Source organism: Candidatus Njordibacter sp. Uisw_039, assembly GCF_047730075.1.
GTDB lineage: Bacteria > Pseudomonadota > Gammaproteobacteria > Pseudomonadales > Balneatricaceae > Njordibacter.
Genome location: NZ_CP159831.1, coordinates 890,912 through 906,520, shown reverse-complemented (window position 1 = coordinate 906,520; position 15,609 = coordinate 890,912). Strand labels below are relative to the sequence as shown.

Below are 15,609 nucleotides of genomic sequence, written 5' to 3'. Positions count from 1 at the left end.
ATCCAATGTTCAGCCCCTCGAACTAAAGGAACTTTGGCAAGCGCCCCTTTGTTGTGGTAACGCAACATTAGTTCACCCAGGATAGGGATACCAAAGGAAACACTGTCATGAGCCGTGACCCCAAATACGATATTCTGTTCGAGCCACTTAAAATTGGCCCAGTAACGGCGCCGAACCGATTTTACCAAGTGCCCCACTGTTGCGGCATGGGATACATGCGCCCACAGATGATGGCTTCGATGCGCGGCATCAAAGCCGAGGGTGGCTGGGGCGTGGTTTGTACCGAGTATTGTTCTATCCACCCTAGTTCCGATGATATGCCGTTCCCCCACGCCTCTATATGGGATAAAGGCGATATCAAGAATTTACGTTTGATGACAGATGCGGTCCATGCCCACGGCTCCCTAGCGGGCATAGAACTCTGGCACGGTGGGCAAAGTAGTGCTAATTTGTACACTCGTCGGCAGGCAATTTCGGCATCAAGCCGTCCCAATGACGCCCTAGTGGGGATGCCTCTGCAAACCCAAGCTATGACCAAAGACGATATTGCCGAGCTGCGAAAATGGCACAGAGCCGCTGCCCAACGAGCCATTGAAGCAGGTTTTGATATTGTTTATGTGTACACCAACCATGGTTATCTGCTCAACAATTTTTTGTCGGCCGAGTGGAATCGACGCGACGACGAATACGGCGGTAGCCCAGCGAACCGAGTACGCTTAATTAGAGAGATTATCGAAGATACCCTAGAGGTAGTGAGTGGCCGATGTGCAGTGGCAGTGCGCTATTCTATCCCAGCAGTACCCCATCAAGACCCAGATGATTTGGTGGGCATGTTCTCACAAATTGCCGAATTACCCGACCTATGGGATATCACCGTCACCGATTACGCATTGGAAATGGGCACCGCTCGATTTGTTCAAGAAGCCTCCAATCAGTTAGCTGTCGCAAAAATAAAGTCGCTCACCAGCAAGCCTGTGGTTAGTGTCGGCAGGTTCACTTCTCCAGATACCATGCTTAAGCAGATCACTAGCGGCACACAAGACTTTATTGGTGCCGCACGCCCATCCATTGCCGACCCCTTCCTGCCTAATAAGATCAAACATGGACGCCCCGACGACATTAGAGAATGTATTGGCTGCAACGTCTGTTACGCCCACGATTCCCTTAATGCGCCGATTCGTTGCACCCAAAATCCGACCATGGGCGAAGAATGGCGTCGAGGATGGCACCCTGAGCGCATTGCCAAGAAACACGCAGATGAATCGGTTCTGGTCATCGGCAGCGGCCCAGCAGGACTAGAAGCTGCCTGCGCACTTGGTCAACGCGGATACGCCGTCATCCTTGCTGAAGCCGAACGCGAGCTAGGTGGCAGGATAAACCAAGAATCGAGCTTGCCAGGCATGTCTGAGGTAGCACGAGTACGAGACTGGCGCCTTGGGCAGTTGGCAAAGATGGATAACGTGGATATATACCCGAGCAGTCTGCTTGACGCAGAGGCCATACTCGAACTAAGCCCAACGCACGTCTTCGTAGCCACGGGTGCGCATTGGCGAACTGATGGTGTGGGCCGTCATAGTGCGTCCCCATTTGACGGCTTCCAAGACCACACAGTGGTCTCAGTAGAAGACATTATGTGCGGTGAAATACCCGATGGTAGGGCCATAGTCTATGATGACGATCATTACTGCATGGGCAACTTATTGGCACTTAAATTACGCCAATGCGCCATTGCAGTGACCCTGATCACACCTGCCTCCTTAGTTGGCGGCTGGCATTCCTACACCGATGACCAACCGGCGGTCATGCGGCAACTTATCGACGCGGGTATCGACATCGTCTGTAACCGTGGCTTACTGTCTTGGCAAGATGCTACAGCGCAATTGGAATGTGTTTTCACAGGCTCAGTGAGTACCATTGAAGCCGAATACCTCGTGCCCGTAACGTCGCGCATTGCCAATGATTCACTATGGCATGCGTTACAGCCCTTCGCCGAGCGCTTCAAAACCTTGCAACGCATTGGTGACTGTGCGGCACCTGGTTTAATCGCTCATGCTGTCTACGCAGGCCACCAAGCGGCGCGCGAGCTGGGAGCAACACCCAGCCAACCCGACGATAACCGCCGTGAGCGCAAGGTAACTGAACTTAAGATCGTGACACCATAGGAAACGCCACCATACAGCCCGTTTACAAATTTAAAGAAAAGCCCCCTAAATTGGGCTTAAAAAAAATATGGTGGGCCTTAAATGCAAGGGTACATCTGTCTGTAGATGTCTGACCAAAAATGAAAAGTGCACGTGAATACAATCGAAGAATTAACAACACGGTGGGTCAGAAAGATGTACAACTCATAAAATGGTTAGCAAATGGCATACGCTAAAGACTCTTTAAAGGCACTATCATGTCTGATTTGGAGGAGGCAACAGGGGCCTTTCAAAATCAGTTACTCATAGCCATGCAAGTGACATCGTTAGATATCCCGACCTCTATTAGTGCTTCAGAAAAGACTAATAAATAGGTTGTGAAAGCAGATTAACCTAACCATCAAGTGCAATATCAACATCGATTGCTAAGCTTTTACGGTTATTAATTAACGAGCCCCCTCTAATATAAAATTATTGTTCTGATCTCAATTCAACTTATTTAAGATCGTCGTCCTTAATTTTCCACATTGATTGAAATAAAACGCGATCAAAAGGTTCATTAGCCTCAAACGCTTCTCTGCCATGGAGAACCAAAGAATCATTAAAGGCCATGCAATCACCAGTATTACAACTTACCCTGTAAACAGAGGATGTTGCTTCTTGAGCTTGCAAAAAACGGAAAAAATATTCACACATCTTAGCTACTAATAGGTCTTTTTTCTCCGTTCTATAAAACTGCCAATAACATTTAATAAGGTCTCCATCTTTGAGTATCGTTGTGAGATGCTGATATTCACCATCGCCTTTTTTTATTTTTACTGGTACTGTTAATAAATCATTCAGAAGGCTAGGTTCCAAATTAGAAAGGTCCTCAAGCAAACGAGATAAAGGGTAAATAGATTGTTCGCCACCTGAAGCAGCCTGTCGCTTCATTGCAAAAAAATTGATTTCTGCCCCATCATCAAACCATGCGTTATCACAATGCATCGGCTGACGCGTTTTACTATAAGCATAGCTGCTTGCTAATGCAGGTTGGTAAGAAATCTCCCACCAATCCGCCAAAGACAAGCTATTCTCAAAATTAAAGTGGCGCCTATCCTCACATAACCGGGGATGTGAATTCAAAAAATCATGCCAGCCAGCCAGATCTAAAATATTAAGCCCAGACCGAATCATCAATACTTCTTCACTAGATTCTAAATCAATTATTGCATCTTTTATAACCTGCTTATTACCAGCTATGTTTTCAAAATATAACTCTTTCACTTGCCCCCCTTATAAAATGTGTTACTTACGCAATATCATAATTATTAAGCATAGCTCTAACTTGCTGAGGTGAATTCATCATCAGAACATCAATAATAGACAAACCAGGTATAAATGTCCTAGTGTGTTGTGGATATTCTTGTATTTTAGGGTGAAGAAACAACAGACTTATGTTCCTCTTCAAAAACTCCTGCTTATTATACAAATGCATGCCACCCATAAGGTTGATGTAAGTACTGCAACCACTTTTTTCACACATAGATATTATTCTATTTTGACCGTTAAAAGCTATACTTCCTTGCTCACTACTATAGCTAATTTCAACATCAAAACCGCCTAAATAGTCCATAACAGCCACAATTGAAATTGCAGAAAAATCTGAAATACTTGAGCTTTTAGAATCGATTGAGTTTATTACAAGGTTCATAACTTCATTAAAATAGGGAGATTTTGAGTATGAATGACTAATTAATTTAATAATATCGCGCTTCCATTGATCCTCAAATACGACGGCAATATCGTTTATTTTTTTGTTCTGGGATGACTTCACTAAAGGTATGGTAATCAGCTTTTCTTGTCCTGAACAAATGAATCTATTTCTATTTATCCAGCCTTTCTTCATAAAATTAACGTCATCAAGAAAAACGAACTTATCAATTGAATAAAGAAGTTGGAAATATCCAATATACGGAAACCAATATGGCTGCATAACTGCCAACTTAGTCAAAGCAAACCCCTAATCATCTCAACAATCCTAGCAACATTGTTTTTTGTCAGATCAGGGTATATTGGCAAGCATAAAATTTCCTCCGCAGCTTTTTGTGCATTTACAAAATTAGGCTTGCTAACCAATACGGTTTTATAAACATCAAAATCAGATATCAGAGGATGAAAATAGCGTCTGCACATTACATTTCTCTGCTGTAAATATACGAGTAAATCTTCACAATTAAGAGGGAAATTTTCTCCAATAAGAATAGGGAAGTACGAGTAATTAAAATTTGTTCCAGATTTATATTGAATAAACTCAAGACTCTCAATAGAGGAGAGTTCTTTCATGTAAAAATCAAAAATATTTTTCCTTTTTAAAATATATTCATCTAAATATTTCAGTTGTAAAATGCCAAATGCAGCATTTACTTCACTCATTTTTCCATTCAAACCTAAAACATCAACAGTAGAGTGACTCGAAAAACCAAAGTTCTTAAATCGGTCTAACCCCTGCTTCTCTTCTAAACTTTTACAAACAACAGCACCACCTTCAATTGTACTAAACACTTTAGTAGCATGGAAGCTCAGTACTGAAGCATCACCGTATTTCAGAACACTACCAGAAAGATCCTCAACACCAAACGCATGTGCTGCATCATATATAACCTTTAGCTTATACTTTTGCGCAATATGACTTATAGCCTCTACATCACAGGGGTTGCCATAGCAGTGAACCGCGAGTATAGCTGTAGTTTTATCTGTTATTGCCTGCTCAATTTTTTCTGGGGAAATGTTTAATGTATCTTTATTTATATCAACAAACACAGGGTCTAAGTTATTCCACTTGATAGCATGACTGGTCGCCACAAAAGAAAAAGGTGTTGTGATAACTTCCCCGTCAAGGTCAAACGAATTTATGGCCGCGATAAGAGCTGTGGTTCCACTAGAAAATAAACTTATATGTTCAACACCTAAGTAACTGCATAAATCTTTTTCTAAACGATCGTTAAAAACCCCACCATTTGAAAGAATTTGACTTTCCCAAATACTTTCAAGGTAAGGAAGAAACTCTTCAAGTGGCGGCATAGCCGGCTTAGAAACATAGATATATTCTTTCATTTTAGTTTCTCACAAATAGCTAATAGATATTCTCCATATCCATTTTTCTGGTAAGTTTTAGTCGCTTTTTCTAGAGTCCTAAAATCTAACCAGCCATTGTTAAAAGCTATTTCCTCTAAGCAGGCCACTTTATAACCCTGACGATTCTGCACAGTCGCTACAAATTGAGATGCTTCCAATAAACTTTCATGAGTGCCTGTATCCAACCATGCAAACCCAAGACCAAGCAGCTCGACATGTAACCGATTATCAGCTAAATAAGCATTATTGATACACGTTATTTCAAGTTCACCACGACTTGAGGGTTTTACTTGCTTAGCTATTTCAACTACTTTATTGTCATAAAAATATATGCCTGTAACAGCAATATTCGAGGTTGGAAGCTTAGGCTTTTCTTCGATAGACAACGCCTTCATAGAACTATCAAATGTCACAATACCATAACGCTCAGGGTCCTTAACTTGATACCCAAAGACAGTCGCTCCTCCTTTGGACACCCTATTTACTGCATTCACTAGCTTCGTCGTAAAGCCATGCCCATAGTAAATATTGTCGCCTAGGATCATACAAACATCTTCGCCACCAATAAAATCTTCAGCAAGAATGAATGCCTGCGCCAAACCTTCAGGTTTAGACTGCACAGTGAAGCTAATGTCAACGCCGAATTGACTTCCATCTCCTAGGATTCGTTTAAAAGCGGATAAATCTTCAGCCGTAACGATGATGAGGATCTCTCTAATTCCTGCTAAAAATAACACTGATAAAGGGTAATAAATCATAGGTTTGTCATAGACTGGCAATAACTGTTTAGAAACGCCAAGAGTGATAGGATATAGGCGGGTGCCATTTCCACCAGCTAAAATAATACCTTTCATAACTATTTAATACCCATTTGTGATCGGGACTCTAGATCAACTTCAACTTCCCTAACCCAATCCATATTCTCTAAATACCATATAACAGTTTTTCTAATACCAGACTCAAATGACTCTTCTGCCATCCATCCTAAATTTTGAATGATTTTACTAGAATCAATTGCATAACGAATATCATGCCCAGGCCTATCTTCAACAAATGTAACAAGTGTGCTAAAACCTGAGCCACCACTAGCCAGTGAGTATGGGCCTTGTGGAAAAAGTTCCTCGAGAAGATCACAAATAGCATAGACAACTTCTATATTTTTCTTATCGTTATTACCACCTACAGCATAAGTTTCGCCTTTAACGCCGTTTACCAATACATTACAAAGAGCTTTTGCATGGTCTTCGACAAAGAGCCAATCCCTTACTTGATTTCCAGATCCGTAAACTGGCAAGAGCTTTCCTTTCAACGCGTTTAATATGGTTAATGGAATTAACTTTTCAGGGAACTGACATGGGCCATAATTATTCGAGCAGTTGGTTATCACTATAGGTAAGCCGAATGTACGAAACCAAGATCTAACCAAATGATCAGAGCTCGCTTTACTAGCAGCATAAGGTGAACTTGGAGCATACGCCGTATTCTCATTAAAAAATGAATGGCTAAATTCTAGATCACCAAAGACCTCATCAGTCGATATGTGGTGAAAACGAAAAGTATATTTTCTTTTATCATCTAGCTGCAACCAGTATTTACGAGCAGCCTCCAACAAAACATAAGTCCCAAAAATATTAGAATTAATGAATACTTCAGGACTTTCAATAGAGCGATCAACATGGCTTTCTGCAGCTAAATGCATAACCGAATCCGGCTGTTCAGTTGAGAAGATACAATTAATCTGTTCGTGATCACAAATGTCAACTCGGTAAAAACAGTACCTTGTATTTTTGTCGACTTCCTTAAGAGAGGTTAGGTTAGCCGCATAGGTCAGTTTATCAACATTAACGACAGAATGGGTGGTATTGGCGATAATGTGTCTGATAACTGCGGAGCCAATAAATCCTGCACCACCCGTGATTAATATCTTCAAATACCGCTCCTTATTTTGATCAGTTTTTCTTTAACAACCGATCTACTTAAATTTATTACGGTTCACTATTTCTGACACAGACAGTCCAAACAAATAAAATATCCAAATAATAAATGGTAGATGGTTTTTAGCTACCAATCGCCAATACCTAAAAGAACACATCCTCCTAATTTTATTACCTAAAAAAAATAACTTGCATTTTATAATATCAAAATATTCAAAGTGCTCAAAATTGACTGAATAACCCAATTCTTTTAATGTCCTACCCGCATAATATTCAAAAATAAGGCAACTATTTTTGGACATTTGACCACGCCATTTTTCTTTGTTATCTTTTAATGTCGGCCCAGCTATTTTTGCATGCATGTCACCTACCGCGAGCATTGCTTCAAAATCATTACTCTGATCTTGGCAGGCTAATTCATCTAATTCTAAAAAATTTGCAACTGACTTAAGAGTTGCATCCTCATTTACTATAAGATCTTCATATTTAATTTCAAAATAGATATGAGGATTAAGCTTACCCCAATGGCTCTTTCCTTCTACGTGATTAGACCATTGAATAGCACTTTCAACAAGACTTTCTGGACCTGTAAAAATGTTCCTCCAAGATATACTTACGTCTCTACCATCACGAATAATATGCACAACTTTCGCCATTTTAACCGAAGAAGTTATCGTGTTTAAGTCTATATGTTGATAAAAAGCACTTTTATCACCAAAAGCTATACGATTTCTCTTTTTCGCAAAAACTTTATATATTTCCTGAACCAAACTAGGGAAGTCATACGATGCATCGAGTATATTATTTGAACTACCTTCAGTTATTAGAAGACTATTTTCAAAAATTCTATGAAGGTCTCGGCCTCGCTCAGATCTTGGCGTCCATATTTTTAGAAATTCATAAACACAGTACAGCAACTGTTCACGATTCCGTCGAATTGACAGATCCCCCCATAGCGATATGTACCGACGAAATAGTGGGATAAAATGTGTCTCCACAGGTAATGCAATATTATACTTCTTGCTTAATCTAGATAAAAGTAAGTATGTGCCAGAGCGAGGAGCCCCCACAATGAAAGCTAATGGTTGCATGCTTTTATCATACCTGCCTGTTAAATATAGAGCTAGCCATTATAAGTCCTTTGCAGATTATTCCATAACCAATAGTTACACCCATAACCAAAAAATGCAAAGTGACCGCAAAAATAGATGCTTCTAATTCGTCAACACCATAAAACATAAGAACTAATACAACACTCGTCTCAAAAGGGCCGATATTAGCTGGAGTAAGATTTAACACACCAGTCAAATTTACCATTGCAACAATCAGAGTTGATGCGTAAAAAGGAACGTGAGAATACTGAGCTGTAATAAATAAATGAAAGCTACAAACGACACAAAACCATATAAATACAGTGAACATCAAAAGAGAAAGATTGAAGCGTTTGCTCTGGAGCATAGTCATAATCAATGCAATTTTTCCAAGGAAATATAGGGCCTTCTGAATAGATGTGCTTTTAACGGTAGACATTAAACCTTCTAGAGTTTGATGAGCCTGCCGGCCATATAAACTCACCGCAATATATGCTGTGATAAAAGTAAAACCAACTAAAACAGAGAAGACTAAATTAATATTAGAAACTAATACAAAACCAATAATAAGAAATATCGAAAGAATGAATGCATCTGATAACTTTTCTATCAAAATATAACTTATTGAAAGGGATGGAGTCATACCTTTATCCTTTAACCATAAGACCCTGTTAGCTTCTCCAGATCTAACAAGGCTCATCATCGATAAAATAAAAAACCACCCATGATGCAGAAATAACTCACTTTTCCTCACCATGAGAATACTATTGAAAAATAAAATCCACCTCAAACCTCTCAAAACCATAGATAAAAGAACCAAACCGACAAACCAATACCAATCTTTATACAAGGCAACATCATTCAAAGTTTTTTTTAGCACAACTAAATTTACATTATTAAAAAAAACGACAACTATATAAATAATTGTCAGCCAAGATAACACCACCAACCCTTTAAGCATTCGCTGTCTCTTTTAGCATGGGAACATATAACTTAGGCATCGCTATCCAATTTATCCAACTTATCCAACTTATCCATCTTACCCAACTCACCCATCTTATCCGCCTTAATCGAATCTACTATCACTAAGGGCCTTTTTCGCTCTTCATCTAAAATTCTCCAAAGATACTCTGCGATGATACTTAAAGAAAAAAGCGTGAGACCACCAATCCCACCAATTAAAACAGCTAGAGACGTCCAGCCTTCAACAGTGGTGCCATAAACTAGCCATTTAAAAGTCAAATAAGTAGTATAAAAAAATGACAAACCTGATAAACCAAGTCCGATAGCAGAAATAAAGCGAACGGGTAAATGAGTAAACCCTATTATTGTATCGATCGTTAATTGTATTTTTTTAGTTAAAGTCCATTGAGATTTTCCAGCTTTTCGGAGTCGGCGCTGGTAGTGAATTATAGTGTGACCATATCCCAACCAAAAAATTAAAGGGAAAATGGAAGTATTTCGTTCATTAATAGCATCTAATGACGTTTTGATTTGACGGTCTAGCAAACAGAAATCAAAACCACCAATTGGAAACCCTTCTACTGCGTATTTATTGACAAATCGCCAATACGCATTTGAAAATATTCGATGAGTAAAGCCTTCTTCACGATTATTGCGTTCGCCAATCACAAGCTTTACGCCAGATTCCCAATGTTTCAGCATATCTAAAAATAATTCTGGAGGATCCTGCAAATCAGCTGATATAACGCCTATACAATCACCATCTGCCACCCTTATCCCCGTCCTAATCGACTGACCTTGCCCAAAGTTCTTAGTTAATTTAACGAGCTTAATAATCGAAGAATTCTCAAGGTAATATTCATTTAGTAACTCATAGGATCGATCTGTAGAACCATCATCTACAAAAATCAGTTGAAGCGAATAGCCCTCAATTTTTTCCTGAAGTGCCAATAGTTCTGTAACAGTATTATGTACATTTTCTTCATTTTGAAAAACAGGAATTACAATAGAAAAAATTTTCACGCTAGCTCACTTCCTAAAAACAGGACTTTTACAGTGTAAAGGTTCATATTAAATTAGTTTACAGTAGTAAATTTTTATTTAAACCTACTTAACTATAAACTATAACTTATCCTTCATATCAAATGCTTATAGCTTTAGAGATTACTTAACAACGTAAAACTTAATGCTATGACTTCTAACTTGCCAAGTCTTCTATGCTCTTTTTTATCAGCTTTTTGCGACGGAAATTCGCTTTATCAATACACTCTTTCAGTAACTAACGAGAGTCACTGATATGCTTCTCTTGAGTATCCCACGACTCAGATATTACTCCGAACCATTTCACCTAGATCGCATTTTAAAACAATGAACCTAAATTCATATCTTTTATTTCGTTTAACAAATATCAACATCAGAACATACAAATTTTGATGCGAGACGATAAGCAACCTGAAGATCAGAAAGTTTAAAAGACAATAATTTTTCAAGTGAGCATAGATTTTCAAAATTCCTGACCCCAACTAAACTCATATGACTATATGGATTCATTATCCCATACAGAAGCGCAAATTCGCTTATGGTCAATCCAACTGATGAAGATAAGGTCTGAATTTTTAAAGCATTAATATGCACCCAAGATAACAAATTATCAGGTATCTGTGATCGCGCGTCATTAAATGTAAATTTTGGACCGAGCTTGACGAATTTTTCAGTAAGCAAGCCCCGATATAACAAGGATCTACCAATAAAAAATTGTCCTTCGTTGAGCACTTGTTTTGAGAAAAGGTCATTTACTCTTGACTCAAGCAAAGAGAAATTCCATTGAAAAACTGTCCCAAATTTCTTATCAGTCGCCAACTCTAAATCATCAAAACTCCGTGCGCTCAGACCAAACTCATTTATCAAGCTATTGTTCTTAGCTTTGATAAAAAGTTCCCTGACGTCATCCGTAATTAATCCTTGTGACGGACTATGGAACAGCAGAATATCAATCTTGTCGACACCCAGTCTCTTTAAACTTCCTGCTAGTACTTTTTCAAATGAATACCAGTCATGTCCAGTATGGCAAAGTAATTGTGTGCTACTAATCTTTGTACATACTCTTATCTTATCTCTTTTACCAGAGTTTCGAATCCCAGTACCTAAAATTTCTTCACTTACACCATCGCCGTAACCAACTGCAGTATCAAAAAATGTAAAACCTAATTCAATTTCTCGTTCAACCAACTTGATTCGATCACTTAAAGAGAGCGGCTCCCAACCATTTTTTAAGCCATTAATTTGATGGTCTCCCCCAATCTGCCAGCAACCAATACCAACTTTATTTAATAGCTCATTCATACTGCTAGGACTTTTCATAAAGCCTAAATTCGAAGGATATACGGGTAATGTCTTCACTTTTATTGACAGCTAAACCATGTATTAGATGCGAAGAAAATATGAGCACATCATCTTTGTTAAGCTCCACCCTTGATAGGGTTGCACTTCCGTCCCAATTCTTAATTGAAGCAACTGAATATGGTACTCCATTCATTGTCGATCCAGCTAAAGTTCTCTTGATTAAGTGCTCAGAAAGCAAGTGACTTTTAGGCACAATTGGTAGACTATTTAACTTGTTTACACCACTTAAAGGAATCCAAACATTTACCATTCTGGGAATGTCATTATACTTATCAAATACTTCGTAAACGTCTTTGTGAGCTGTATTATAGTCGAGACTCCCAGCACGATTTATTCGCGCTATCATCCACTGCTGTTTACCTGTAATTGGGTTCAAGAATGTAAGATTAGTACCAAAATAATTACTGAATTCTTCTAATATTTTGTGTACATCTAGATCTAAATTTTCAGGGAACAATCGCCTGGTTTTTTTTAACACCGAAGAGTGGAGCTCTTCACTTACAAATGTGTGATAATTTTCCAAGGAAAACTCACTCAAATTCAAACCTGGGTCAAGATTGTAGATAATATTCTTAATTGCTTTTTGCGTCGCAGAATATAATTTTTCTGCGTCATAAAATCTAGATGATTTGGTAATAGAAAATCCTTTATCAAACCAATATTTCGTTTCGGTTAGATCCCCAAAACGTTGTGTAAGGATTTCTTTATTACCAAATTCAAATTTTTCATCTTCATCGAGTTCAACTAATAACTTTTCGTTATCTACCTTAAAGGAATGTTTCATTGTTTCTTTCTACCTTCTGGTAATCTTAATATTACTACTATCATTACCCACATCTAATAAAATGCTGCTTTGCTATAAATCAACATAATAGTGAAATTGCGGAGGCCCAAGACACAAAAATAAAACCCAAGCTTTATTCACTATTTTGCGTCAGAAGGCAGCCTAAATCCTCAACATTCAGCTTATAAACCACTAACTCATCAAAGCTTGCTACTTCAGTTAAGTATGACAACTTAACTCCAGAAAACACTTTTTGTCGAGGATTTAATTTATCTACAACAAGATAATCAAAAGAGCTTTGGCATAGAGCACCATTTCCATTGACGTCATAGTTTTTGATCATATCACTTAAAAAATTTAAATGGTTTGAAAATCCAGTAACCGCTAGAGGATAACCAAACCGTCTCTGCCAATAATAATAGTGGTAACGTTTTTCAAAACTCTTTCCCTGCTCTTGATTAAAATAATCTTTAATTTGATCATGATCTGCTCCAAACAACCATAAAACATTAACCAGTCGTTTATCAATATCTAGGTTAGTTACTGACTGATGGAGGTGGCCTGAAAAAGTTAGATACAAATAGGAGGGGCTTTTAAAAATGATTGGAACACCTATCGATGGCAATAAGGTTGCCACATTTGAATTAGGTCGTTTTTTTAACCAATGGTGCAAAGCATCCTGACTGGCAGAAATGCCCTGATGCTTATAAGTGTTTTCCGCATAGCTTTGACTATAATTATAAGCAATAACAGCAAAATAATACGCAATAAAAGTGACTAAAACTCTATAGGCATACAAAAATAAAGGAAACGTACTATATTTTGAAAGCATATTCGATATTTTTAACGACTGGAAATATAACGTGCACCCAGCAAACAGAATTATAGAGGGCATAACAGCCCGCATAGAGATATGGCCAGGTTGAATATCGAGCCCAATCAATACTGACGAATTTTCAACAAGAAGAACCGTCAAAAGTAATGATATTGACGTAATTCTAGTTTGTTTATTTTGGCTCAAAATAACAAAAAAAACTAACAATCCATACATGAGATTATTAGCCCAAAAAACAGTATCAACAGCTTTATTTGCCCCAATACGCATTAACCAGTCTGAATTTTCAATATTAGTGGTTAAAGATATGATATGCATGAGTGATGGTAGCGCTAAAAAAAAGGCAATTAATCCTGAATAGAAAATGTACTTTACATGTTGACTAGTATTTCCAGAGTCAGTTTTATTTCTAGCTATGATAAACATCCATAACACAGCAAGAAGAAAACTTATTCCCGCTGCCATTGCATAAAACACATATGTGTAAAACTGCAATGCCAAAATGATTGCCATCGGTAACATATATTTTTTAGCTGATGCCGAGTCAATAAGACTCTTATAAAAAAAGTAAATATATCCCAGAAAAAATATATAGGAAGCACCTAGAGTATGAATTCGATAGAATGAATTCAATTCATATTCCTGACTTTCAACCCAAGGATCTATCCGTGAACTGGCAGTAAATATGTCCTCTGGGTGCAGTAAGCCGTTAGGTATAAAAAATAAATCAAAAAGAAAAAAATGGTAACCAAAGATCATAATTATTGGAAACATAAGCGCAGTTACTAAATCAGCACCAAACATTCTAATCAGATAAAAACTCGTTAAGTAAATAAGCCCAACAAAAAATGGGAGTGCATAATAAGGAGTATCCATATCGTCACTAATAGCAATTATAGGCGCGTACATAAACGCAACTATTATTTCTTGCAATACATTTGGATACAGGGATTGGCCGTATTCAATGTTGCCCAATTTTCCAGTAATACTTCCAAATCTTGATAGTTGCGCTGAAGGCAAGAGTTTCACATGATTATCAAACTGAGTGGCTTCCCCATTTACATGGCTTGGGGTATATATAATGTCCACCCCTTTTTCAATCTGCATATCAATTGTATCAATATGAGGCAGCATTATTAAATATGCTGTTAAAAAGAAACCTATTAAGCATAAAAATATAGAATATTTATTTAAAGAAAACACTTGATACCTTTTGGATTTAAAGAAAGATTTAAAAGAGATTTTTTACGATTTATTTGAAGGTAACCCTTAGCAGTTAATCCTCTATACAATAATCATAAGTGAAAGTAACGCATTAGGTATTGGCCAATTTCATCATGGATATAGCTTCCTTTTAATACACTTATTCACCCTTAAGATCTTACATTTAAGGCAATTAGTTTGCACGTTTTTTACCTTCTAAAAGGCTATCAAGAAGAAAACATTTTACCTGTTTTGGTAATTCCCCCATTAACAACCGAAGTTAAAAGTAGAGGTTTAGGCAGCTGCCAACTTCATCATTGGTGTAATGCCGTTTAACGCCATATTAGGGCGTTCGTTATTGTAGGTCCAAAGCCAATTTGTTGCATGCCTTTGAACCTCATCAATACTTTCAAACAGGTAATGGTTTAACCAATCATACCTCACAGTCCGATTGTAGCGCTCAACGTATGCATTTTGCTGAGGGTTACCTGGCTGTATAAATGCCAATTCTATGCCGTTGCTCTTGGCCCAGTCACCCAGCAGATTGCTGATGTATTCGGGTCCATTGTCACAACGAATTCGATTAGGCTTTCCACGCCATTCAATCACCTGACCTAGTGCTCTTATAACTCGGCTAGCAGGTAGTGAAAAATCCACCTCAATGGCCAACCCCTCTCTGTTGAAGTCATCGATGACATTAAATAGACGATAGCTTCTGCTGTCCGATAGTTGATCATGCATGAAATCCATCGACCAGCAATCGTTGATCGCCTCAGGAACAGACAGAGGCTCAGGCTTTTGCCTCACTAATCGCTTTTTAGGTTTTATACGTAAGTTGAGCTCAAGTTCACGGTAGATACGGTACACGCGCTTATGGTTCCATTGAAAACCCTTAACGTTACGCAAGTATAAATAACATAAACCAAAGCCCCAGTTACGCTGATTATGCGTCAGCCGAACGAGAAGGTCTGCAATCACCGCATTCTCACCGCTGAGCTTCGGCTGATATCGATAGCACGTTTCGCTTACGACAAAGATTTGGCAGGCCAAGCGTACGCTTATCGCCTTATTACTAACTGCTGCCTGAGCCATCTCTTTGCGCTGAGATGGCTTGGTAATCCCCCCATTAACAACCGAA

General features: G+C 38.4%; 12 protein-coding genes and 1 pseudogene. 1 reads left to right on the top strand and 12 read right to left on the bottom strand.

What is annotated here, in order from left to right; all coding sequences use genetic code 11:
* Nucleotides 1–107 precede the first annotated feature (107 nt).
* Nucleotides 108–2,162, top strand: coding sequence for an oxidoreductase (locus tag ABXT70_RS04335; protein WP_443641946.1), 2,055 nt, complete (start codon nucleotides 108–110; stop codon nucleotides 2,160–2,162).
* A 474-nt stretch (nucleotides 2,163–2,636) separates the two neighbouring features.
* Here the strand turns inward: ABXT70_RS04335 and ABXT70_RS04330 are convergent, their stop codons facing one another.
* The 12 genes and pseudogenes from ABXT70_RS04330 to ABXT70_RS04275 all read right to left on the bottom strand — a co-directional run.
* Entirely contained in the window at nucleotides 2,637–3,407 is a 771-nt protein-coding gene (locus tag ABXT70_RS04330) for a TauD/TfdA family dioxygenase (RefSeq protein ID WP_443641945.1), read from the bottom strand.
* A 25-nt stretch (nucleotides 3,408–3,432) separates the two neighbouring features.
* Nucleotides 3,433–4,134, bottom strand: coding sequence for a WbqC family protein (locus ABXT70_RS04325; RefSeq protein WP_443641944.1), 702 nt, complete (start codon nucleotides 4,132–4,134; stop codon nucleotides 3,433–3,435).
* Nucleotides 4,131–5,237 carry a DegT/DnrJ/EryC1/StrS family aminotransferase gene (locus tag ABXT70_RS04320; protein WP_443641943.1) on the bottom strand — a complete coding sequence of 369 codons (1,107 nt, stop codon included), beginning with the start codon at nucleotides 5,235–5,237 and terminating at the stop codon, nucleotides 4,131–4,133. The genes ABXT70_RS04325 and ABXT70_RS04320 overlap by 4 nt, the downstream gene beginning before the upstream one ends.
* Nucleotides 5,234–6,112, bottom strand: a complete 879-nt coding sequence (gene rfbA, locus ABXT70_RS04315; RefSeq protein WP_443641942.1) for a glucose-1-phosphate thymidylyltransferase RfbA — start codon at nucleotides 6,110–6,112, stop codon at nucleotides 5,234–5,236. Before rfbA ends, ABXT70_RS04320 begins: the two co-directional genes overlap by 4 nt.
* A 2-nt stretch (nucleotides 6,113–6,114) precedes the next feature.
* Nucleotides 6,115–7,188 carry a dTDP-glucose 4,6-dehydratase gene (rfbB, locus tag ABXT70_RS04310; protein WP_443641941.1) on the bottom strand — a complete coding sequence of 358 codons (1,074 nt, stop codon included), beginning with the start codon at nucleotides 7,186–7,188 and terminating at the stop codon, nucleotides 6,115–6,117.
* Between the two features lie 42 nt (nucleotides 7,189–7,230).
* Complete coding sequence (locus ABXT70_RS04305) at nucleotides 7,231–8,283, bottom strand: sulfotransferase (protein ID WP_443641940.1); 1,053 nt, start codon at nucleotides 8,281–8,283, stop codon at nucleotides 7,231–7,233.
* A gap of 7 nt (nucleotides 8,284–8,290) precedes the next feature.
* Nucleotides 8,291–9,244: a lysylphosphatidylglycerol synthase domain-containing protein gene (locus ABXT70_RS04300; protein ID WP_443641939.1), complete on the bottom strand. Its 954-nt coding sequence runs from the start codon at nucleotides 9,242–9,244 to the stop codon at nucleotides 8,291–8,293.
* Nucleotides 9,245–9,276: 32 nt separating this feature from the next.
* The gene (locus ABXT70_RS04295) at nucleotides 9,277–10,269 is read right to left on the bottom strand and encodes a glycosyltransferase family 2 protein (protein WP_443641938.1); all 993 of its coding nucleotides are present in this window, start codon (nucleotides 10,267–10,269) and stop codon (nucleotides 9,277–9,279) included.
* Nucleotides 10,270–10,644: 375 nt separating this feature from the next.
* On the bottom strand, nucleotides 10,645–11,589 hold the full coding sequence (locus ABXT70_RS04290; RefSeq protein WP_443641937.1) for an aldo/keto reductase: 945 nt from the start codon (nucleotides 11,587–11,589) through the stop codon (nucleotides 10,645–10,647).
* A 4-nt stretch (nucleotides 11,590–11,593) separates the two neighbouring features.
* Nucleotides 11,594–12,433, bottom strand: coding sequence for a phytanoyl-CoA dioxygenase family protein (locus ABXT70_RS04285; RefSeq protein WP_443641936.1), 840 nt, complete (start codon nucleotides 12,431–12,433; stop codon nucleotides 11,594–11,596).
* A gap of 133 nt (nucleotides 12,434–12,566) precedes the next feature.
* Entirely contained in the window at nucleotides 12,567–14,471 is a 1,905-nt protein-coding gene (locus tag ABXT70_RS04280) for a hypothetical protein (protein ID WP_443641935.1), read from the bottom strand.
* A gap of 294 nt (nucleotides 14,472–14,765) precedes the next feature.
* Nucleotides 14,766–15,584: pseudogene (locus ABXT70_RS04275) on the bottom strand (IS3 family transposase); the annotation flags it as partial.
* Nucleotides 15,585–15,609: the final 25 nt, after the last annotated feature.

Excerpts from the sequence above, each read along its gene's own strand:
- ABXT70_RS04320 (WP_443641943.1), bottom strand. The coding sequence starts at position 5,237 with ATGAAAGAATATATCTATGTTTCTAAGCCGGCTATGCCGCCACTTGAA.
- ABXT70_RS04305 (WP_443641940.1), bottom strand. The coding sequence starts at position 8,283 with ATGCAACCATTAGCTTTCATTGTGGGGGCTCCTCGCTCTGGCACATAC.
- ABXT70_RS04335 (WP_443641946.1), top strand. The coding sequence starts at position 108 with ATGAGCCGTGACCCCAAATACGATATTCTGTTCGAGCCACTTAAAATT.
- ABXT70_RS04290 (WP_443641937.1), bottom strand. The coding sequence starts at position 11,589 with ATGAATGAGCTATTAAATAAAGTTGGTATTGGTTGCTGGCAGATTGGG.
- ABXT70_RS04300 (WP_443641939.1), bottom strand. The coding sequence starts at position 9,244 with ATGCTTAAAGGGTTGGTGGTGTTATCTTGGCTGACAATTATTTATATA.
- rfbA (WP_443641942.1), bottom strand. The coding sequence starts at position 6,112 with ATGAAAGGTATTATTTTAGCTGGTGGAAATGGCACCCGCCTATATCCT.
- ABXT70_RS04285 (WP_443641936.1), bottom strand. The coding sequence starts at position 12,433 with ATGAAACATTCCTTTAAGGTAGATAACGAAAAGTTATTAGTTGAACTC.